The following is a 20,167-nucleotide window of genomic DNA, read 5'->3' on the forward strand; positions in this document are numbered from 1 at the left end:
GGGTGGGGGGGGGCGTCTGGGGGGGGGGGGGGGGGGGGGGGGGCGCGCCCCCCCCCCCCCCCCGTTGGGGGGGGGGGGGGCCCCCCCCCCCCCCCCCCCACGGGTGAGGGGTCTCTCTCCACAAGCGCAAGAGAATGGCTTGCGGAGACAACCCCTCATCCGGCGCTTCGCGCCACCTTCTCCCACAAGGGGAGAAGGAAGAAAGGAGCTACCGCCCCCTGAAATTCGCCACCCGCCGCTCTTCCGTGGCCTTCACGCCTTCCTTGAAGTCTTCCGTCGCGCGCAGCCGGGTCTGCTCCTCGAGCTCGTGATTGGTCGCGGCCATCACGCGGTCGGCGAGGCCAGCGCGCATCGTGGCGCGGGTGGAGACGAGGCCGAGCGGGGAGCATTCGGCGATTTCGCCGGCGAGCTTCAGTGCGGCCGCCTTGACCTGGTCCTGCGGCACCAGCTCGTTGGCGAGGCCCCATTTGAAGGCCTCTTCACCGGTGACGCGGCGGCTGGTGTAGAACATCAGCTCGGCGTTGTTCTTTCCGATCAGCTCGGGCAGCGTCACAGTCAGGCCGAAGCCGGGATGAAAGCCGAGCTTTGTAAAGTTCGCGGAGAAGCGCGCTTCGGGGCAGGTGACCCGGAAGTCCGCCGAGACCGCGAGGCCCAATCCGCCGCCGATGGCGGCGCCCTGCACGGCGGCGACGATCGGCTTCTTGGCGCGGAAGATGCGCACGGCCTGGATGTAGAGATGATTGATCGCCCCGAGGCTATCGGCCGGATCGCCCTTGGCCGTCTTATCGGCTTCGCGCGCCTCTTGCGCCTGTCGTGCCGGGTCCTGGAAATTGGCGCCGGCGCAAAACGCCTTGCCCTGGGCCGATAGCACCGAGGCGCGAATCTCGATGTCGCGATCGAACTCGTCGAGTGCGTCCGCGATCTGGTTGATCAGCGAAATGTCGAAGAAGTTGAGCGGCGGGCGGCGGATCTCGATGGTGCCGACGTGACCAACTTTTTCGACGCCGATATCTTTATAGGTGCTCATGATGTCCTCGAATGATTAGCGCAAGCCAAGCCCGCGGGCGATGATGCCGCGCAGCACCTCGGTGGTGCCGCCCTGGATGGTGAGTTTCGGTGCGGTCTTGATGGCGAAGTCGAGCTGCCGCTCCAGCGTCTCGCGGTTGGTCGCGGTCTCCTCGACGAAGGCGGCGAGATCGCGCACGCGGTGCGGCAGCTGCTGCTCCCACACCGTGCCGATGTCCTTGACGATGGAGGCTTCGACGACGGGCTCCTTGCCGGCTTGCAGCATGCCCGCGACCGAGACCGACATGCGCCGCATGGTGTGGAGCTGCGCCACCAGCCGGCCGATCCCTTCGGCACTGCGCGTATCCGGATTGGGACCAACGGCGCGAACCAGCTCGGTCAGCACGTAATAGGTCTCCAGAAAGCGCTCGGGGCCCGAACGCTCGTAGGCAAGCTCGCTCGTCGCCTGCTTCCAGGCGCCGTCGACTTCGCCGAGCACGTGATCGTCGGGCACGAAGAAGTCGGTGAACACGACCTCGTTGAACTCGTACTGGCCGGTGATCTGGCCGATCGGGTTCACCTGGATGCCCGGCTGCTTCATCTTGACCAGAAACTGGGTCAGGCCGTGACGTCGGTTTTCCTTGGTCGGCTGCGACGTCCGGAAGATCGCGATCATGTAGTCGGCGATATGCGCCGACGAGGTCCAGATCTTGGTGCCATTGATGAGATAGCCGCCGTCGGTCTTGGTCGCGCGGGTCTTCGCGGCAAACAGGTCCGAGCCGGAGTTCGGTTCGCTCATGCCGATCGCGAAGCAGATCTCGCCGCGGCAGATGCGCGGCAGGATGTCCATCTTGATGTGCTCTGGGGCGTATTTCAGCAGCACCGGCCCGCTCTGGCGATCGGCGACGAAGAAGCGCCGCGTCGGCGCGTTGGCGACGCGCATCTCCTCCGTCACCACGTAACGTTCGAGGAACGAGCGCTCCTGGCCGCCATATTTTTTCGGCCATGTCATGCCGAGCCAACCCTTGGCGCCGACCCGGCGGGAGAATTCCGGCGCGTCGGTGTCTTCGCGGTTGGGCTTGTGCGGATCGAAGGTACCGGCGGCGATTTCCTCCGCGAGGAAGGCGCGTACTTCCTTGCGCAATTGCTCGCATTTCTCGGGCAGGCGGATCGGATCGAAACGGAGGGCAGCGGTCATTGTTGTCTCGTCCCTGATCAGCGCGAAGCCACGAGCGGCCACAATTCGTCGGCGCCGCGGTTGGCAATGAGCTTGCCGAGCTCGACGGCCCAGTGGCTTTCCGAACCGAAATCGTCGCGCCAGGCAAGCGCCCGCAGCGAATAGCGGTGCAGGATGTGCTCCAGGGTGAAGCCGATCGCGCCATGGACCTGGTGCGCAATGGCGCCGCCCTTTTCCGCAGCTTCCGCGCAGCGGATCTTTGCGGAGGCGGCTTCGAGATAGACCGCGTCATCGAACGACTTTGCGTTGGCGTTGGCGATGGCGTCGGCCGCGGAAGTCGCAGCCGCAAGCGCAGCAGCCGACTCGCCGGCGAGGCGGGCGAGATTGTGCTGCACCGCCTGGAATTTGGAGATTTTCTTCTCGAAGGCGACGCGCTCGTTGGAATAGCGCACGGAGATGTCGAGCATCGATTCCAGCGCGCCCGCGATCTGAAGGCTACGCGCGACGCCGCCCATCAGCATCATTGTGGTCTGGTCAAAGCCGCTCGGGGCGGGCTTGATGGTGACGGGCTGGACCTTGTCGAGCGTGACGGTGTCGCTGTGGTCGTAGCCGACATTGAGTCCGGTCTCGATCCGACCCTTGCTCGCATCGACCAGCGCGACCGCGACGCCGTCCTTGCCGTGGGCCAGCAGTGCGAAGTGCTTTGCCGCCTTTGCGAAGGGCACGCCGCGGGCGCGGCCGGAGAGCGCACCATCGGCATCGCGGGTGATGCGATCCTTGGGCGACGCCGGCAGCACCGTCATCTCCCCCTCCGGGGAAGCGATCTTCGCCTGCGCCAGCAGCCAGCCGGCCAGCATGGTCTCGGCCAGGGGAACCGCGACTGCGAAACGGCCGGCCGCGTTCAGCAGCGCAAAGCCGTCGGCCAGACTCGCGCCGGAGCCGCCGAGATCGTCGGGCACCCAGGCCAGCGGCAGGCCGGCCTCGCTCAGCGCCTGCCACAGCGGCGCCTGCCACGAATCCTTCTTGTCGTTGTTGACGGTCTGCGGATCGGCGAGATCGGCGAAGATTTTCTCCGCGGTCTCGACGACGATATTGTCACTCTCCGCCACAGCGTTCCCCGTGTTTTGCCATTGGCGCATCCGGCCCCAGTGGGGCGGGCGCGCAGGTTCTTCTTGCGCCCGATGATCCAAAAAAGCCATGGCCCTGACAAGCGCTGATCGCAGGTCAACCTGCGGCGCGGGCATGGGCGATGAGCTAATTCCGCTTAGCGGAGTTTGCTCGATTTGCAGGGCGCGGCAAACTCGCTAAACAGAACGTCGATACTCAATCAAGGGGAAGGAAATCCGGATGGCAAAGGACAGTTTGTGCGCAATCGTGACGGGGTCCGCCTCCGGCCTGGGTGCTGCGACCGCGGAAATTCTCGCACGGAGCGGGGCGCGGCTCGTCATCAACTATTCCTCGAGCCAGAAGGAAGCGGAGGCGACCGCGGAGCATTGCCGCAAGGCGGGCTCACCGGAAGTTCTGGTCGCGCAGGGCGACGTCTCGAAGGATGACGATTGCCGCAAGATCGTCGCGGCAGCTGGCGGCTGGGGCCGGCTCGACGTGCTCGTCAACAATGCCGGCACCACCAAGCATGTCGTCCATGCCGATCTCGACGGATTGTCGGCGGAAGATTTCCAGCGCCTGTACGGCGTCAACACCATCGGCCCGTTCCAGATGGTGCGCGCGGCGCGCAGCCTGCTCGAGGCCGGCGCCAAAGCTTCTGGGCGGCCGTCCGCCGTGGTCAACATCTCCTCGGTCGCCGGCATCAGCGGCGTCGGATCGTCGATCGCATACGCCGCGAGCAAGGGCGCGCTCAACACCATGACGCTGTCGCTGTCGCGCGCGCTGGCGCCGCTGATCCGCGTCAACACGGTATGCCCGGGCTATATCGATACACCCTGGTTCACCAAGGGCCGCGGCGAGGCGGGCGCCAAGCAGGTGCGCGACAGCGTCGTGGCGAAGGTGCCGCTGAAGGTCGCGTCATCGGCGGAAGACATCGCGCAGCTCGTCTGTTTCCTGGCGATGCCGGCCTCCAGCAACATGACCGGCGAAGTCGTGCGCATGGATGCGGGGATGCATTTGGTGACGTGATCGCGCGGCACATTCTCTCCACGTCGTCGCCGGGCTTGACCCGGCCTCCGCTCTCTCCACGTCATGGCCGGGCTTGACCCGGCCATCCACGTGTCGCCGCGCGGATCAAAAAACGTGGATGCCCGGGTCAAGCCCGGGCATGACGATGAGGTGGCGGTGTGCCGCTTTCCGCGTTTTGAAGCGTCACCCCTTGATCACGCCGCTCGCCACCAGCCGGTGCCAGATGAACAGCACCACCACGGCGCCGATGGTGGCCATGATGAATCCTGCACCCTGGTCGGGGCCGTAATGACCGATGGCCTGGCCGATGAAGGTCGCGAGAAACGCGCCGGCGATGCCGAGGATGGTGGTGAGGATGAAGCCGCTCGGATTGTTCGGTCCCGGCGCCAGCCAACGCGCGATGAGGCCGGCGACGAAGCCGACGACGATGATCCACAACAAGCCACCCATGCTCATGTCCGTGCTCCCCTCGTTTGACTAAACCAATCAGACTCTGCCCGCGATCTCTTGCTCGGTCGGCAGCCGTCCGTCCGGCGTCAGATGGTCGACCACCTGCGGCAGATATTGGCTGAGGCCCGAGAGCAACTCGTCACGCGACAGGCCGCTTTGGGCGGACAGGCTCTCGATCTGGTCGGCGCCGAGCGCATTGGCGAGATCGCCTGGAGCGATCGCCTTGTTCTCGCCCTTGCCGACCCAAGTATTGGCAGTATCGCCATGACCGCCCTGCTGAAGCTGGTTGAGGAGATCGCCGAGCCCGCCGCTGAGCACGCTGCCGGCCGCGCCGCCCGCGAGCAGGCCGCCAAGGCCGCCCTTCAACAGGTCGCCGAGGCCACCGCCAGCGCCCGCATTCACCGGCGGGGGGAGATGCGTCGGCGTCGGTGCGGGGGACGGCTGCGGCGCGCTGCCGCTCTGGTTGCCGCTCATATGCTTGAATGCCTTCCAGGCGAGCAGGCCAAGCAGCGCCATGGTCATGGGCGACATGCCGCCGCTGGATGAGGATTGTGAACTCGGCGTGCTTGGCCCGCGCGGGCCGTTCTGCATGCCGTTGAGGACGTCGAGCAAACCCATGGCGTTCTCCCTTGGCGCTTTGTTGCCGGTAACAAGCCCCGTTCGAAAACATATGAGGCCGTCATGACGGTTACAAGGCGATTGCGCCGCAACTCCGGGAATGGGCAGCAGACACAGCCTCTGCTATCGAGGGCGGATCGTTGAGGGGGCAAGCCAAGATGATGACGGATCGACCGATCGTGGTGGCCGGCGCGGGCGCCATCGGATGTTTCGTCGGCGGCACCCTGGCGGCTGCCGGTCGCCGCGTCGCGTTCCTGGTGCGACCGCGGGTGAAGGCCGAGATCGAGCGGTTCGGTCTGCTTCTGACCGATTTCGACGGCTCCGAGAAGAAGCTCGATCCGGGCCAACTCGCGCTATCGGAAGATCCCGCGATCTTGCACAGCGCCGGCATCGTGCTGGTCACGGTGAAGAGCGCCGACACGGCCGCTGTCGCCGAGCACATCGCGCAGCATGCGCCGCAGGACGCTGTCATCGTCTCGCTGCAAAACGGTGTCGGCAATGTCGCGGTGTTGCGCGAGCGCCTCGGCGATCGCCGCGTGCTCGCCGGCATGGTGCCTTTCAACGTGGTCGGGATGGGCGAGGGCCGCTTCCACCGCTCGACCTCCGGCGACATTCATGTTGGCCAAGATGATACGAACACGGCCGCAGCGCTGTCGGTGCCGGGGCTCACGATGCGCGCGAGCCGCGACATCACCGGCGTGCAATGGGGCAAGCTGATCATCAATTTGAACAACGCGCTCAGCGCCTTGTCCGATATGCCGCTCGCTGCGCAATTGGCGAACCGCGAATGGCGAAGGCTGTTCGCCGATCAGATGGTGGAGGGGCTGGCTGCGATGAGGGCCGCCGGCATCACACCGGTGTCGGCGACGCCGATCCCGTCGTCCTGGACGCCCGCCTTGCTGAGACTGCCTGATCCGATTTTCGACCTGATCCTGGGAAGGACCATGAAGATCGATCCCGAGGCGCGTTCCTCGATGTGGCAGGATTTGAAGCAGGGCCGCAAGACCGAGATCGACTATCTCCAGGGCGCGATCATCGCCCTCGCCGAACAGAACAGTGTCGACGTGCCGCTGTCGCGCCGCATTGTTGCGCTGATCAACGAGGCTGAGGCCGCGGGCAAGGGTCCGCCGCGGCTGACGCCGCAGCAGGTTCGCGGCGCTGCATGAGTTCACGCCGGCTGACGGGAGACGTGCGATGAAACGTTGTTTGACGGTCGGGGTCGTGCTCGCCGCCTTATGTGCAGCTTCCACGTTTGCTCAGGCAAGGCCGCCGACCGTCACGAATTCGCCCGGCTATGACGCGCGCCTGAAGGAGAGTCGTTCGCAGTTGGGTAGTTCACCGACAACAACGGCGCCGGTGAATGCGCCGGTTGCTCAACCGAAGCGCAGCAAGAAGAAGCACACGAACTGAGGCTAGGAGACGGATCCCCGCCCAGTTCGTCATTGCGAGCGTAGCGAAGCAATCCAGACTGCCTCCGCGGAGAGATGCTGGATTGCTTCGCTGCGCTCGCAATGACGGCGGCGCAGCTCAGCCCTTCTTCGCGGGCTTGCTCGGCGTCGGGCTGAACAGCTTCTTGATGTCGTTCAATCCATCCGACAGCCGCGGCCATTCGCAGGAGAACGAGCCCTTGGTGCAGGGTGTGCCCTTCGGCCGCGGCCGCGCGTCGCCGATGGCGGCCTGCTGGACTTTCGGCCGCTCGACCGGCACGGGCACGCGCTCGACCTCGGTTCGCAACGCGACCCGCTGGAGCTGCTGCACCTGTTGTTCCTGCTGCTCGCGCTGCTGGCGCGCGGTGGCCTGCGCGGCTTCATTGCTGCGGCGCTGATTGGCGAGATAGGCGGTGTAGGATTCGTCGATCTTCTTCTGCTCCTCCGGCGTCGGATTGGGCCCGGCGATGTCGAAGCTGCGGTCCTGGAGGAAATCGTAATAGGAATAGCCGCCGCCCGCCTTGCGCCGGCCGGCGAATTTGGCGTTGCAGTCGGCAAGCGCAGCCGTCTTCTCGGATTTGGTCGTAGCTTTCTCGGCGGCGTCGGCGCAGGCCTCGAAGTCAACAGGCGCGCGCTTCCACCATTGTGCCTGGGCATGCGACGGCGCCAGCAGGAAAAATCCTGCTGCGGCAACGACCAGCGCCGCACGATGCGATGCAACTACGTCCGACATTCTACGAGAGCATTCCTTGCAAAACTCAACCCGAACTGAGTCGGGCTGATTTTTGCCCCTTTATGGCCTGCTTGTCACCCATGGAACCCGGGAATTTCATGGCTGTGATGCTGACATTTTTTGCTTGACGTGGCGCAGGAGTCACAGCGTCACTTCATCCTGCGCTCGCCTCATCGGCGACGCCAAGAATACGAAGTGGAAACGCCTGATGCTGCTGCCCCTGTCCGATGTGCCGCGCTGGTACGCCGAACGCAAACCGCAAGGCACGATCGCCGTCCGTCACGGGCAGGATACGCTGACATGGGACGCGCTCGAACGCGGCGCCAACCGGCGCGCGCGGGCGTTCATGGCCAAGGGTGTCAAGCCCGGCGACTTTGTCGCGATCGGTTTGCCCAACTGCAATGCGTTTTTCGAGACCTCGTTTGCAGTGTGGAAATGCGGAGCGACGCCGACCTCGTTGTCATGGCGGCTGCCGCGCGGCGAAGCCGCCGCGGTGCTCGACATCCTGAAGCCGGCGCTGGTGGTCGGCGGCGAAGCCGACTGGAACGCGCCGAACCGTCTGCCCGCGGATTTCGTGCCGGAAGGGTTTTCGGACGAGCCGCTCACCGCACCGGTGGCGCGCTATTGGAAAGCCATGACCAGCGGCGGATCGACCGGCCGCCCGAAGGTGATCCTCGATCACCAGCCGGCGGTGACCGACACGGTCGCCACGCCGCCGCTCAACATCCCCTTCGGGGTCTCGCTGCTCAATCCCGGTCCGCTCTACCACAATGCGCCGTTCATCGTGTCGCACCAGGCGCTGTTCACCGGCGGCCAGCTCACCGGCCTCGTCAAGTTCGACGCCGAGGAGGCGCTGCGGCAAATCGCGCGCGAGCGCGTGCAATGGGTCAATTTCGTGCCGACCATGATGCACCGGATCTGGGCGCTGCCGGAGCACGTGCGCAACGCCTACGATGTGTCGAGCCTGCAAACCGTCTTTCACATGGCCGCTCCGATGCCACCCTGGCTGAAGGAGAACTGGATCGCCTGGCTCGGGCCTGAGCGGATCTGGGAGCTCTATGGCGGCACCGAGCGACAGGGCTCCTGCATCATCTCCGGCAAGGAATGGCTGACGCACCAGGGCTCGGTCGGCAAGATCGGCGAGACGGCGCGCTTGCGCATCATCGGCGAGGACGGCAACGACGTTGCGCCGGGTGAGACCGGCGAGATCTACTTCCTCAACAATGACGGCAATGACGCCACCTATCACTATCTCGGCGCCGAGCCGAAGCGCCGCGCCGACGGCTGGGAATCGCTGGGCGATATCGGCAGGCTGGATGCGGAAGGCTACCTTTATCTCGGTGACCGCCTCGCCGACATGGTGCTGCGCGGCGGCGCCAACATCTATCCCGCCGAGGTCGAAGCTGCCGTCTCCGCCTGTCCGGGCGTGCGCTCCTGCGTGGTGGTGGGATTGCCCGATCCGGAATTGGGCCAGCGCGTGCACGCCATCATCGAGCCGGAGAGCGATGCGGACGGCCAAGCCATCGCCGACGGAATGGCGGATTTCCTCAAAGACAGGCTCAGCCGCTACAAGCACCCGGAGAGCTTCGAGATCGTCACCGTCCCACCACGCGACGATTCCGGTAAAGTTCGCCGCACGCTGTTGCGCGACGAGCGCGCAGCGTGGATGAAGGAGGGGCGCGCGTTCCGGATTTGGCCGGCGAAGGCGCGGGCGGACGCCGATTAAGAGAATTCATGGGAAGGACCGAGATTATGACCATCACCATCGCCGCGAACGCTGTGCCGAAGCCGCCGGCCGCGATCATCGAGGGCTTTCGCGGTGCGCCGACCCCGGTCATTTCGGACAATCTCGGCCGGCTGCCGGGCGCCGTGGGGCTCAAACCCTATCATCGCGGTGCCAAGCTGGTGGGCACGGCCTTCACGGTCCGCACCCGTCCCGGTGACAATCTCGCCATCCACCGCGCGCTCGAGCTGGTGGGCCCCGGCGACGTCATCGTGGTCGATGGCGGCGGCGACGAGACCCGCGCGCTGGTCGGTGAGATCATGAAGAACATCGCGCAATGGCGCAAAGCCGAAGGCTACGTCATCGACGGCGCGATCCGCGACGTCGCGGCGTTCGCTGCCGATGACTTTCCCTGCTATGCCCGCGCGGTGATCCACCGCGGCCCTTACAAGAACGGCCCCGGCGAGATCAACGTGCCTGTTTCGATCGGCGGCAACGTGATCTCGCCCGGCGACATCGTCGTCGGAGATGAGGACGGCGTGGTGTCGTTTGCCGCCGCCGGTGCCGCGGCGCTGCTCGACGCCGTGCGAGCCCAGGTCGCGCGCGAGGAGGAGACGCTGAAGGCGATCCGCGAGGGCCGTTATCAAGGCTCGTATGGCAAATCCTGATCAGCGAGAATGAAGAGGAGGGCGGCGTGAGCCAGCAGGACGAATTCCACAATCTCGACGATAACGGCGACGGGTTGTTTCGCGAGCTCGCGGCAGGGGTGACCACGCGCATCTTCTCCGGCGAGCAGGCGATGCTGTCGGTGGTGACGCTGGCGCCGCATGCGCAAGGCACGCTGCACCATCATCCCGAGGAGCAGTGGGGCGTGCTGCTCGACGGCTCCGCCATCCGCGTCCAGGGTGATGAGGAGATTGCCGTGAAGAAAGGCGACTTCTGGCGCACGCCGGGTAATGTGCCGCACACCATGCGCGCCGGCCCCGACGGCGCCCGCGTGCTGGACATCTTCAGTCCGCCGCGGCCAGAATACAGAAAAGCGGGATCCGGTTTCGGGACCACTTAAAGCGCCAAAGAGCAAAAGCCGGGCGCGAGAAAACAGGGGAGGGATACCATGACGATCACACGACGGACGCTGCTGGCAGCGCCGGCTATTCTCGCGATGACGCCGGCGTTGGCGCAGGCTTCAAAAATCACACTGGTGGTGCCGTTTCCGCCGGGCGGATCCACCGATGCGATGGCGCGGCTGCTCCAGAGCCATCTGCAAACCAAGCTCAACCGCATCGTCATTGTCGAGAACAAGTCGGGCGCGGCAGGCGCGCTCGGCGCGGCGCAGGTCGCCAAGAGCCCGCCTGACGGCTCGACGTTCCTGGTCACCTTCGATTCCCATGCGGTGATCCCCTCCATCCTCGACAAGCCGCCCGTCGATGTCGAGCGCGAGCTAATGCCGGTGTTGCTGGTCGGCACCGCGCCTTACGTGATCGCTGCCGGTGCAGGCCGCCCCTACAAGAGCTTTGCCGACGTGGTGGCGGCCTGCAAGGCGACGCCCGGCGCGGTGAAATATGCCTCCGTCGGCATCGGCACGCTCGGCCATCTCGCCATGACCGTGCTCGGCAACAAGGCCGGCGTCGAGATCATGCACGTGCCCTATCGCGGCGGTGGTCCCGCGATGAACGACGTGCTCGGCGGCCATGTCGACCTGATCGCGGGATCTGCGGCGCTGGTCGCAGCCCAGCTCGGCACCAACATGCTGCGTCCGATCCTGCAGCTCGGCCGCGAGCGGCTGCCGGGCCTGCCGGATACGCCGACCGCGATCGAGGCGGGCTTTCCGGATTTCGAGACGCTGGCCTGGTGGGGCATCTTCGCGCCGACGGGGACGCCGCCGGACATCGTCGCAGGCCTCGCGGCGGCGTCCAAGGAGATCCTGAGCGAGCCCGCGACCGCCGCCCAGCTCAAGGAAACGCAGCAGATGACGCTGCTGCTCGAGGACGCTCCCGCCTTCAAGACCTTCTTCGACAAGCAGGTCGCCATTTGGGGCAAGGTGGTGAAGGACAACAATATCCGGGCATGAGATGACCGGCAGCCCTCCGCATTGAGCAACGCGGAGGGCTTCCGATCCCCCTTCCGCTTTGATATGAAGCCCCGGTAACCCGCTCTGCGGGTTCCGCGGTCCCGTAGCTCAGCCGGATAGAGCGACGGTTTCCTAAACCGTAGGTCGGAAGTTCGAGTCTTCCCGGGATCGCCAGTTTTTCAGTGAGCAATCGTCGCGTTTGATACGCTCGTCGGCGCAAAAATTGCTAGAAGCGCGAAGCTTCCTCCTGGCCCGGGCTGACTGCCGCCCCGCCTCGCTGCCATATCCGGAGACGACAATGCCTTTCGATTTGATCCTGCGCGGCGGCCGTGTGGTCGACCCGTCCCAGAAGCTCGACGCCGTGACCGATGTCGCCTTTTCCGGCGGCAAGGTCGCGGCGATCGGCAGTGGGCTCAAGGCGGATCCGGGCACCGAGGTGCGCGACGTCTCTCGCTACATCGTGACGCCGGGACTGATCGATCTCCACACCCATGTCTATTGGGGCGGCACGTCGCTCGGCATCGACGCCGAGGAGTTCTGCCGTCTTTCCGGCGTCACCACCGCGGTCGATACCGGCAGTGCGGGGCCGGGCAATTTCGCGGGCTTCCGCAAGCATGTGATCGAGCCGAGCCAGGTTCGTATCCTCGCTTATCTGCATGTCTCGCATGCCGGCATTTTCGGCTTCTCGCACCGGATCATGGTCGGCGAGAGCGAGGAGCTGCGGCTGATGAATCCGATCGAGGCGGCCAAGGTGGCCGACGCCAACCGCGATCTCATCGTCGGCATCAAGGTGCGCGTGGGGCTGCATTCCTCGGGCACGTCGGGCGTCGTGCCGCTCGACATCGCGCTCGAGGTCGCGAACGAGGTCGGCATGCCCCTGATGGCGCATATCGATCATCCGCCGCCGAGCTACGAGGAGGTGCTGGCGCGCCTGCGCCCCGGCGACGTGCTCACCCATGCGTTCCGTCCCTTCCCCAACACGCCTGCGACCGCGCAGGGCACGGTGAAGCGGGCGGTGCTCGACGCCCGCGAGCGCGGCGTGCTGTTCGACATCGGCCACGGCAAGGGCTCGTTCGCATTCAAGACCGCGCGTGCGATGCTCGCCAACGGCTTCTATCCCGACACCATCTCGTCCGACATTCATCAGCTCTGCATCGACGGCCCGGCCTTCGATCAGGTGACGACCCTGTCGAAATTCCTGTGCATGGGCATGCCGCTGTCCGACGTCATCGCAACCTCGACCGTCAACGCCGCGATGGCGCTGCGGCGCCCCGAGCTCGGCAGCCTCAAGCCGGGCAGCGTCGGCGACGCCACGCTGATCTCGGTGAGGGAAGGCCAGTTCGACTATGAGGACGTCGTCGGCGAGCACCTGATCGGCGACCGCAAGATCGTCTCCGAAGGCGTCGTGATCGGCGGCCGGTGGTGGCATCCGAAATGAGCGGCAGGCCGTTCACGCCGGCTTGATTACAACGACCTCGCGATCAACAGCTTCATGATCTCGTTCGTCCCGCCATAGATCTTCTGGATGCGGGAATCGATGAAGATGCGCGAGATCGGATATTCCTGCATGTAACCGTAGCCGCCGAACAGCTGCAGGCATTCGTCGGCGGTCTCGACCTGCTTCTCCGAGCACCAGTATTTCGCCATCGACGCCGTGACGGTATCGAGGTCCTTGGCGACCAGCCGCTCGATGCACCAGTCGACGAAGACGCGCGCGATCATCGCTTCGGTCTTGCGCTCGGCGAGCTTGAAGGCGGTGTTCTGGAAATCCATCAGCGGCTTGCCGAAGGCCTTGCGCTCCTTGGTGTAGTCGACGGTGAGTTTTATCGCGCGCTCCATAGCGGCGACCGCGCCGACCGCGAGCGCGAGGCGCTCCTGCGGCAATTGCTGCATCAGCTGCACGAAGCCCTGGCCTTCCTCGCCGCCGAGCAAATTGTCCGGCGGCACCGCGACGTTGTCGAAAAACAGCTCGGACGTGTCGGAGGCATGCAGGCCGATCTTGTCGAGGTTGCGCCCGCGCTTGTATCCATCCGCGCCTGAGGTTTCGACCACGATCAGCGAAATGCCCTTGGCGCCGACATCGCCGGTGCGCGCAACCACGATGACGAGATCGGCAGCCTGGCCGTTGGTGATGAAGGTCTTCTGTCCGTTGATGACGTAGGAATTGCCCTGCTTCCTGGCCGTGGTTTTGACGGCCTGCAAATCCGAGCCGGCGCCGGGCTCGGTCATGGCGATGGCGCCGACCATCTCGCCTGAAGCCATCTTCGGCAGCCAGCGCTTCTTCTGCTCCTCCGAGCCGTAATTGAGGATGTAGTGCGCGACGATGGCGCTGTGCACGGAGACGCCGGTCGTCAGCTCCGGCACCGTGCTTTCGAGGTCGTCGAGCACGGCGGCATCATAGGCGAAGGTGGCGCCCAGGCCGCCATATTCCTCCGGCACGCTTGCCAGCAGCGCGCCCATCTCGCCGAGCCCGCGCCAGGCAAAGCGGTCGACCATCTTCTGCTCGCGCCATTTTTCGGCATGCGGGGCCAGATCCTTGGCAAGATACTTCCGGAACTGGTCGCGGAAGATTTCGAGCTCTTCGGTCATCCAGGAGGAGCGGTAGGACATGGTCACCTCGGTCAATGCGGCTTGCCGGCCTGGTTAGGCCAGCCTTTGGCGGCAATTATTGTGTTTTCAGGCTGTGCCGGTGACGCTACCAAGGCGGCCGGAGCAGCGTCTATCGGGATGGTTGATTGTGGCTGTCAAAATTCAAACCGTCAAAACCAAAGAGCTCAAGCTCGACATCGCGCGCATCGGCACGGTCTCCGCGATCCTGACGCAGCCGGACAAGGCGCGCGCCTGTTACGTCCTGGCGCATGGTGCCGGTGCAGGGATGCGGCATGCATCGATGGACAAGATTGCGGAGGGGCTCGCTGCTCGCGACATCGCGACCTTCCGCTTCAATTTTCCTTACATGGAAAACAAGCAGGGCCGTCCCGACCAGCCTGCGGTCGCCCACGCCACGATCCGCGTGGCAGTCGAGGAAGCCGCGCGGCTCTGCCCTGGTGTGATGCTCGTTGCGGGTGGAAAATCCTTCGGCGGGCGCATGACCTCGCAGGCGCAGTCCAAGGCTCCGCTGCCTGATGTCAAAGGGCTCGCCTTCCTCGGTTTTCCCCTGCACGCCGACAAGAAGCCGTCGACGGAGCGCGCCGAGCATCTCGCCCATGTCGAGATCCCGATGCTGTTCCTGCGAGGCACCCGCGACGGGCTCGCCGATCTCGGCCTCCTCAAGCCGGTCATCGCCGCTCTTGCCCCGAAGGCGACGCTGCATGAGATCGAAGGCGGCGATCACTCCTTCGCGGTGCTGAAAAAGTCCGGCCGCACCAATGAAGAGGCGCTGACAGAGGTGCTTGATACGCTCGCGGCCTGGATCGACAGCCTCGCCTGAAATCTCACGCCGAATATAGCCCCTTGTCGCGCGCCTTCTGGATCGCGAGCGCGGCGATCAAGTCGAGCGTCGGCGTCGACAGGCCGGCGGTGCGCGCGAAGGCTTGGGGCGCCTTTACCAGGACGTCGATCTCCATGGCGCGGCCGAGCTCGTAATCCTGCAGCAGCGACGGCTTGTGGTTGGGGGCGGGGCCGCTGCGTGATACGCGCTTGACCTCGGGGATAAAATGCTGAGCGATCTCGTTGGCCTCGTTCAGCATCCGCGGGATGACCTCGGCGAACGCAGGGTCATCGCGCACGCCGCGCGCGGTCTGGCCGGTGAGCAGGCACAGCACCGACAGCGACATGTTGGTCAGCAGCTTTGACCAGATCGCCTCGCGGATCTCGGCGACCGGCGGCGATTCCAGTCGTGCGTCGCTGAAGACACCGCGGAGCATCGTGATGCGTTCGCAATTGCGATCGTCGCATTCGCCGATCAGCAGGCGGTTGCGGTCCGGCGTCAGGTTCTGCACCACGCCGGGCGCGATCACCTCGTTGGAGGAGAAGACCACGCCGCCGACGATCCGCTCTTTCGGAATGCAGGCGCGCAAGCGCCCGCCCGGGTCGAGGAAGGAGATGTCCGGCGGGGTCGGGTGCCGCGGCGGCAGGCCGATCCCGTACCACCAGGGAATGCCGTTCTGCGCGAACACGATGGCGGTGTCGTCCTGCAGTAGTGGCTTGAGACTGGAGACCAGCCCGGTCAACGCGGTTGCCTTCAAGGTGCTGATCACGACATCCTGGGGGCCGAGCTGGGCCGGATCGCCGGAGGCGTTCACCTTGGCGGAGACCTCGGAATCGCCGACGCGCAGCTTGAGGCCGTTGGCCCGGACCGCCTCCAGGTGCGCGCCCCGCATCACGCACGAGACCTCGTGGCCGGCGCGGGCCAGCCGAACTGCAAGATGGCTGCCGACGGCGCCCGCGCCGAAAATGCAGATGCGCATGTGATGTCCGTCCCTGATCCCTTGATGCCGCCCCGCGGCAGCATGACACAAGCCGCCATGCGATGGACGCGGCTGCCCTACGCTCGAAAGATATGGATCAGGGCGCGGAGCCTCGGTCATAGTGCGCGCCAAACAAACGAGCGGAGGAACACCGATGACCGACAGCCCCGTCCTGTGGACCCTGGATGCGCGTGGGTTGCGACCGTCACGTTGAACCGGCCGGAGGTTAACAATGCCTATGACGGCGCGTTGATCGCAGGCGTGCTCGCGGCCATGGACGATCTCGGCAGCAAGCCCAACCTTCGCGTCGTCGTGCTCAAGGGCAATGGCAAGCATTTCCAGGCTGGCGCCGACCTCAAATGGATCAACGGCGTGCGGCCGCAATCGAGCGAGGCGAACGAGGCGGCGTCGCGGGCGACGTTCGAGGCCGTGCAGCGGCTCAATACGCTGGCTATCCCGACGGTCGCGCTGGTGCAGGGCGGCTGCTTTGGCGGCGGCACCGGCGTGATCGCGGCCTGCGACGTTGTGATCGCGGCCGACAACGCGCTGTTCTCGATCACCGAAGTGCGCTGGGGCCTGACCGCGGCCATCATCATCCCGCAGCTCTGCGATGCCATTGGTGTACGGCAAGTCCGCCGCTACGCGCTGACAGGTGAACGTTTCGGCGCCGAGGACGCCCGTCGTATCGGCCTCGTCCACGAGGTGGTGCCGCTCGCCGATCTCGACGCCGCCGGCGCCAAGGTGGTCGAGCAGTTGCTTGCCAACGGATCGGAGGCGATGGCCGAGACCAAGCGGCTCGCGCTGGAAAGTTCGTTCGGCGGCATGGCGGTGGACGATGCGGCTTACAAGCGGCTCGTGCAGCTGCATTCGCTGAAGCGACAGAGCGCGGAAGCCGCGGAGGGGCTGGCGTCGTTCGCGGAAAAGCGCGCCGCGAATTGGGCAGGTGCTAAAAGCTGAACGCGAGTAGCCCGGATTACGCTTCGCTCCATCCGGGCTACGGGCTTTTACAGCGACGTCGCGAGTGACCTTTTCAGCAAAGTGAGCAGCGCCTGTACCGCGGCGGCATTGCGCCGCCGTTCAGGGATCGCAGCCTTCACCCACAATTCCGGAATCGGAAACTCGCGCAGCACCGGCTTGAGCGCGCCGTCGCGCAAGGCGCCCGCGACGAGATAGTCCGATATCAACACAATGCCGTTGCCGGCGATGGCGCTGCGCGCCAGCACTTGGCCCTCGTTGCAGGACAGCAGCGGGCTGACCTGGACGCTGATGCGGCCGCGCGGCCCGTCAAAGATCCATTCGGGGCCGGTCGGTAGAAAGCTGAGGCAGCGATGATCGACCAGATCACGCGGATGTTTTGGCGTGCCGTGTTTCTTCAAATAGGCAGGCGAGGCGCAGAGCAGCCGCTTCAGCGGGCACAAGGGTTCGTCGACGACACCGCCAAAGGAATGCGGGAAGGCGCCGATGGCGATGTCAAAGCCTTCGGTGACGGGATCGACCGGACGGTCGAACAGCACGATCTCGAGCTTGAGCCGCGGGTTCTGGGTCTGGAAGGCGGTGAAGACGTCCGCAAGCCGCGCGACCGTCAGCGAGGTCGGGGCCTTGATGCGCAGATGATCGACGAGATCGTGGCCCTTCTCGCCCATGCGCGACAGCAGATCGGCGGCGTCGGTGACGACGCCGCGGGCGCGATGCACGTAGCGCTGGCCGGCCTCGGTCAGCCGCAATTGCCGGGTCGAGCGATGAAACAGTGGCGTGCCGATCCGCGCCTCCAGCTGCGTGACGCGCTTGGCGACCACCGACGTCGAGACGCCGAGTTTTCGCGCGGCCGCGGAGAAGCCGGTGGCGTCGGCGGTCGCGAGGAACGCCTGAAGGTTTACCAGGATGTCCATCTTCGGCCTTTCGCGATTCGAGAAAGGTGATCGCCTATTTTGGCGGATTGTAGCTCGATCCGGGTTAATTCATAGTCCGGCCCAAGCAAAGGATTTCAGGGACAGGACGCGCCATGCAGGCCATGACGATCGAAGAACCGGCGCGCCAGGTGCCGCTTTACGGCGAATATGAAGTCGTCGTCCTCGGCGGCGGTCCGGCCGGCATCGTGGCGGCGGCCTCAAGCGCACGCGCGGGACGGAAGACGCTGCTGATCGAGCGGTACGGCTTCCTTGGCGGCATGGGCACCGCCGCAGGCGTCACCAATTTCTGCGGCCTGCACGGCAATGTCCACGGCGAGGCCCACCGGCTGGTGCAGGGCATGGCGTCGGAGTTGCTGGCGCGGATCGATCGCTTGAACGGCCTCAACGCGCCGCATCTGATTCTCGGCAAGGTCTTCGCCCAGGCCTACGACACCGCCGCCTACAAGATCGCGGCCGACCAACTGCTCGCCAGTCACAAGGTGCACATCCTTTTCCACGCGCTTGGTGCCGGTGTGGTGATGGGCGATAACCGCTGCATCGATGCGCTGATGGTCGAGACCAAGGCCGGCCGGCAGGCGGTGCGATCGGAGATCTTCATCGATTGCTCCGGCGACGGCGATCTCGCGGTTTGGGCCGGCGCGCCGTTCGAATTCGGCGACGAGCACGGTCATCCGATGTATCCCTCGATGATGCTCCGTCTCAACAACATCGACCCGGAGAGGGCAGGCGAAGCCTGGCGGACCATTCCGCAATTGATGGAGCAGGCCACCGCCGCCGGCACCCACACATTCCCGCGCAAGAGCGCGATCGTGCGGCCGCAGAAGTCCGGCATCGAATGGCGGGTGAATTTTACGCAAGTGGCGCGCGAGGACGGCCATGCCATCAACGGCATCGAGCCTGATGATCTCACCCGCGGCGAGATCGAGGGCCGCAAGCAGGCGCTGGCTGCGTTCGAATTCCTGCGCACCGTGCCGGGCTTTGAAAAATCCTACATCGTCGACCTGCCGCCGCAGCTCGGCATCCGCGAAACCCGCCGCATCACGGGCGGCTATCAGCTCAGCGGCGAGGACGTGCTCGGCTGCGCTTCGTTCGAGGATTCCATCGGGGTCAATGGCTGGCCGATCGAGGCCCATGTCCCCGGCGACGTCGTCTTCACCTTCCCGCCGATCCCGGAATCGCGCGGCTATAACGAGCTGCCTTACCGCATGCTGGTGCCCGAAGGCGTCGATAATCTGCTGGTCGCCGGCCGCTGCGCCTCGATGACCCATGAGGGCCAATCGGCGGCCCGGGTCTCCGGTGCCTGTTTCGTGATGGGGGAGGCGGCCGGTTCCGCGGCAGCGCTGGCGCTCTCCGGAAACCGGATCCCGCGTGACATCCCCGTTGAAAAGCTGCAGGAAACGTTGAAACAACAGGGCGCCTTTATCGGACGGGACCAGCCCGTGCCTGAAGGCCTGTAACCGACTGCAAGATATCGACGGCGGAGGAAACGAAATGATCGGGATTGTGCGGCTCGCGCTAGCTGGCCTGATGGCGATCACAGCGATGGGCACGGCCCGAGCCGAGGGCGCGCTGAAGGCCAGGATCGGCGTGCTCAGGCTATCCTCCTCCGCGCCGGTGTTCATCGCGCAGGACAAGGGCTATTTCCGCGAGGCCGGCCTCGAGGTCGAGCTGAAATTCTTCGACGCGGCGCAGCCGATCGCGGTGGCGACGACCTCGGGCGACATCGATTTCGGCGTCACCGCCTTCACCGCAGGTCTTTACAATCTCGCCGGCAAGGGCGTGCTCAAGGTGATCGGCGGCATGAGCCGCGAGAAGGCTGGTTATCCTCTGATCGGCTATTTCGCCAGCAACAACGCCTATGCGAGCGGCCTGAAGACGCCGAAGGACCTCGCGGGCAAGCGCGTGGCGATGACGCAGGTTGGCTCCTCCTTTCACTATTCGCTCGGCCTGCTTGCCGACAAATACGGTTTCAAGCTCGCCGACGTGAAGATTGTGCCGCTGCAATCGCTGTCGAATGCGGCGGCCGCGCTGAAGGGCGAGACCGTGGATGCAGCGCTGCTGCCGATCTCCACCGCGCGAAAGCTGATGGACGACGGCGGTGCGAAGTTTCTCGGCTGGGTCGGCGACGAGACACCCTGGCAATTGGGCGCGGTGTTCGCCTCGCCGAAGACGCTGACCAACAAGGTGCTGGTGACGAAGCTGCTCGGCGCTTTGGCAAAGGCCGACCGCGAATATCACGACGTCATCCTCGCCGCGATGAAGGACGGTGTCGCGCCGATCAATGACAAGACAAAGCCGCTGCTGGAGATCATCGCCAAATATACGAACCTCCCGGTCGAGCAGGTGGTCGGCAACTGCGCCTATATCGATCCCGACGGCAAGCTGGATGTGAAGAACGTCGACAACCAGATCAAATGGCTCCAGGAGCAGGGTTTTGCCGACAAGGGCTTCGACGCGAATGCGATCATCGCCAAGGAATTCGTGAAGGCGGATTGAGAGTAGAACGCAGTC

General features: G+C 65.2%; 20 protein-coding genes, 1 tRNA gene and 1 pseudogene. 13 read left to right on the forward strand and 9 right to left on the reverse strand.

The window, feature by feature from the left end; all coding sequences use genetic code 11:
• Positions 1-208: 208 nt before the first annotated feature.
• Genes AC0L23_RS32950 through AC0L23_RS32960 form a run of 3 tightly spaced genes read right to left on the reverse strand, consistent with a single transcriptional unit; the run spans position 209 to position 3,291 of the window.
• Entirely contained in the window at positions 209-1,027 is an 819-nt protein-coding gene (locus AC0L23_RS32950; RefSeq protein WP_018452966.1) for an enoyl-CoA hydratase/isomerase family protein, read from the reverse strand.
• Positions 1,028-1,042: 15 nt separating this feature from the next.
• Positions 1,043-2,203, reverse strand: coding sequence for an acyl-CoA dehydrogenase family protein (locus AC0L23_RS32955; protein ID WP_085351673.1), 1,161 nt, complete (start codon positions 2,201-2,203; stop codon positions 1,043-1,045).
• A 17-nt stretch (positions 2,204-2,220) separates the two neighbouring features.
• Positions 2,221-3,291 carry an acyl-CoA dehydrogenase family protein gene (locus AC0L23_RS32960; protein ID WP_085358868.1) on the reverse strand — a complete coding sequence of 357 codons (1,071 nt, stop codon included), beginning with the start codon at positions 3,289-3,291 and terminating at the stop codon, positions 2,221-2,223.
• Between the two features lie 238 nt (positions 3,292-3,529).
• Between AC0L23_RS32960 and AC0L23_RS32965 the strand changes: the two genes are divergently transcribed.
• Positions 3,530-4,315, forward strand: coding sequence for an SDR family NAD(P)-dependent oxidoreductase (locus AC0L23_RS32965; RefSeq protein ID WP_085358831.1), 786 nt, complete (start codon positions 3,530-3,532; stop codon positions 4,313-4,315).
• A 183-nt stretch (positions 4,316-4,498) separates the two neighbouring features.
• Here the strand turns inward: AC0L23_RS32965 and AC0L23_RS32970 are convergent, their stop codons facing one another.
• Together AC0L23_RS32970 and AC0L23_RS32975 are read right to left on the reverse strand one after the other, a co-directional pair.
• Positions 4,499-4,771, reverse strand: a complete 273-nt coding sequence (locus tag AC0L23_RS32970) for a GlsB/YeaQ/YmgE family stress response membrane protein (RefSeq protein WP_085384090.1) — start codon at positions 4,769-4,771, stop codon at positions 4,499-4,501.
• 30 nt (positions 4,772-4,801) lie between these two features.
• Positions 4,802-5,383, reverse strand: coding sequence for a YidB family protein (locus AC0L23_RS32975; RefSeq protein WP_085384089.1), 582 nt, complete (start codon positions 5,381-5,383; stop codon positions 4,802-4,804).
• 158 nt (positions 5,384-5,541) lie between these two features.
• On the opposite strand from AC0L23_RS32975, the gene AC0L23_RS32980 reads away from it, so the two are divergent.
• Complete coding sequence (locus AC0L23_RS32980) at positions 5,542-6,549, forward strand: 2-dehydropantoate 2-reductase (protein ID WP_085351619.1); 1,008 nt, start codon at positions 5,542-5,544, stop codon at positions 6,547-6,549.
• A 28-nt stretch (positions 6,550-6,577) separates the two neighbouring features.
• Positions 6,578-6,793: a hypothetical protein gene (locus AC0L23_RS32985; protein ID WP_085358825.1), complete on the forward strand. Its 216-nt coding sequence runs from the start codon at positions 6,578-6,580 to the stop codon at positions 6,791-6,793.
• Between the two features lie 117 nt (positions 6,794-6,910).
• On the opposite strand, the gene AC0L23_RS32990 is transcribed toward AC0L23_RS32985, so the two are convergent.
• Positions 6,911-7,543 carry a hypothetical protein gene (locus AC0L23_RS32990; RefSeq protein ID WP_085384088.1) on the reverse strand — a complete coding sequence of 211 codons (633 nt, stop codon included), beginning with the start codon at positions 7,541-7,543 and terminating at the stop codon, positions 6,911-6,913.
• Between the two features lie 208 nt (positions 7,544-7,751).
• Between AC0L23_RS32990 and AC0L23_RS32995 the strand changes: the two genes are divergently transcribed.
• From AC0L23_RS32995 to AC0L23_RS33020, 6 genes are all read left to right on the forward strand, one after another.
• Positions 7,752-9,269, forward strand: coding sequence for an AMP-binding protein (locus AC0L23_RS32995; protein WP_085358823.1), 1,518 nt, complete (start codon positions 7,752-7,754; stop codon positions 9,267-9,269).
• Positions 9,270-9,295: 26 nt separating this feature from the next.
• On the forward strand, positions 9,296-9,934 hold the full coding sequence (locus AC0L23_RS33000; RefSeq protein WP_085384087.1) for an RraA family protein: 639 nt from the start codon (positions 9,296-9,298) through the stop codon (positions 9,932-9,934).
• Positions 9,935-9,960: 26 nt separating this feature from the next.
• The gene (locus tag AC0L23_RS33005; protein ID WP_018452976.1) at positions 9,961-10,332 is read left to right on the forward strand and encodes a cupin domain-containing protein; all 372 of its coding nucleotides are present in this window, start codon (positions 9,961-9,963) and stop codon (positions 10,330-10,332) included.
• 48 nt (positions 10,333-10,380) lie between these two features.
• The gene (locus tag AC0L23_RS33010) at positions 10,381-11,337 is read left to right on the forward strand and encodes a tripartite tricarboxylate transporter substrate-binding protein (RefSeq protein WP_085358819.1); all 957 of its coding nucleotides are present in this window, start codon (positions 10,381-10,383) and stop codon (positions 11,335-11,337) included.
• A gap of 97 nt (positions 11,338-11,434) precedes the next feature.
• Positions 11,435-11,511, forward strand: a tRNA-Arg gene (locus tag AC0L23_RS33015).
• A gap of 124 nt (positions 11,512-11,635) precedes the next feature.
• Complete coding sequence (locus AC0L23_RS33020; RefSeq protein ID WP_085358817.1) at positions 11,636-12,775, forward strand: amidohydrolase/deacetylase family metallohydrolase; 1,140 nt, start codon at positions 11,636-11,638, stop codon at positions 12,773-12,775.
• Positions 12,776-12,801: 26 nt separating this feature from the next.
• On the opposite strand, the gene AC0L23_RS33025 is transcribed toward AC0L23_RS33020, so the two are convergent.
• Positions 12,802-13,947 carry an acyl-CoA dehydrogenase family protein gene (locus AC0L23_RS33025; RefSeq protein WP_085394763.1) on the reverse strand — a complete coding sequence of 382 codons (1,146 nt, stop codon included), beginning with the start codon at positions 13,945-13,947 and terminating at the stop codon, positions 12,802-12,804.
• Between the two features lie 121 nt (positions 13,948-14,068).
• Here AC0L23_RS33025 and AC0L23_RS33030 point away from each other — a divergent pair, with 121 nt between their 5' ends.
• The gene (locus AC0L23_RS33030; RefSeq protein ID WP_240543211.1) at positions 14,069-14,767 is read left to right on the forward strand and encodes an alpha/beta hydrolase family protein; all 699 of its coding nucleotides are present in this window, start codon (positions 14,069-14,071) and stop codon (positions 14,765-14,767) included.
• A 4-nt stretch (positions 14,768-14,771) separates the two neighbouring features.
• Here AC0L23_RS33030 and AC0L23_RS33035 read toward each other — a convergent pair whose 3' ends face one another.
• The gene (locus AC0L23_RS33035) at positions 14,772-15,746 is read right to left on the reverse strand and encodes a ketopantoate reductase family protein (RefSeq protein WP_085358815.1); all 975 of its coding nucleotides are present in this window, start codon (positions 15,744-15,746) and stop codon (positions 14,772-14,774) included.
• Between the two features lie 154 nt (positions 15,747-15,900).
• On the opposite strand from AC0L23_RS33035, the pseudogene AC0L23_RS33040 reads away from it, so the two are divergent.
• Positions 15,901-16,703 (forward strand): annotated as a pseudogene (locus tag AC0L23_RS33040) (enoyl-CoA hydratase-related protein).
• Between the two features lie 47 nt (positions 16,704-16,750).
• Here the strand turns inward: AC0L23_RS33040 and AC0L23_RS33045 are convergent.
• Entirely contained in the window at positions 16,751-17,635 is an 885-nt protein-coding gene (locus AC0L23_RS33045; RefSeq protein ID WP_018452983.1) for a LysR family transcriptional regulator, read from the reverse strand.
• 113 nt (positions 17,636-17,748) lie between these two features.
• Between AC0L23_RS33045 and AC0L23_RS33050 the strand changes: the two genes are divergently transcribed.
• The gene (locus AC0L23_RS33050) at positions 17,749-19,113 is read left to right on the forward strand and encodes an FAD-dependent oxidoreductase (protein WP_085358809.1); all 1,365 of its coding nucleotides are present in this window, start codon (positions 17,749-17,751) and stop codon (positions 19,111-19,113) included.
• 34 nt (positions 19,114-19,147) lie between these two features.
• A complete protein-coding gene (locus AC0L23_RS33055; RefSeq protein ID WP_085358807.1) occupies positions 19,148-20,152 on the forward strand; it encodes an ABC transporter substrate-binding protein in 1,005 nt (334 codons plus the stop codon).
• Positions 20,153-20,167 lie beyond the last annotated feature (15 nt).

It is taken from the genome of Bradyrhizobium sp. MI1.4 (genome assembly GCF_055811315.1).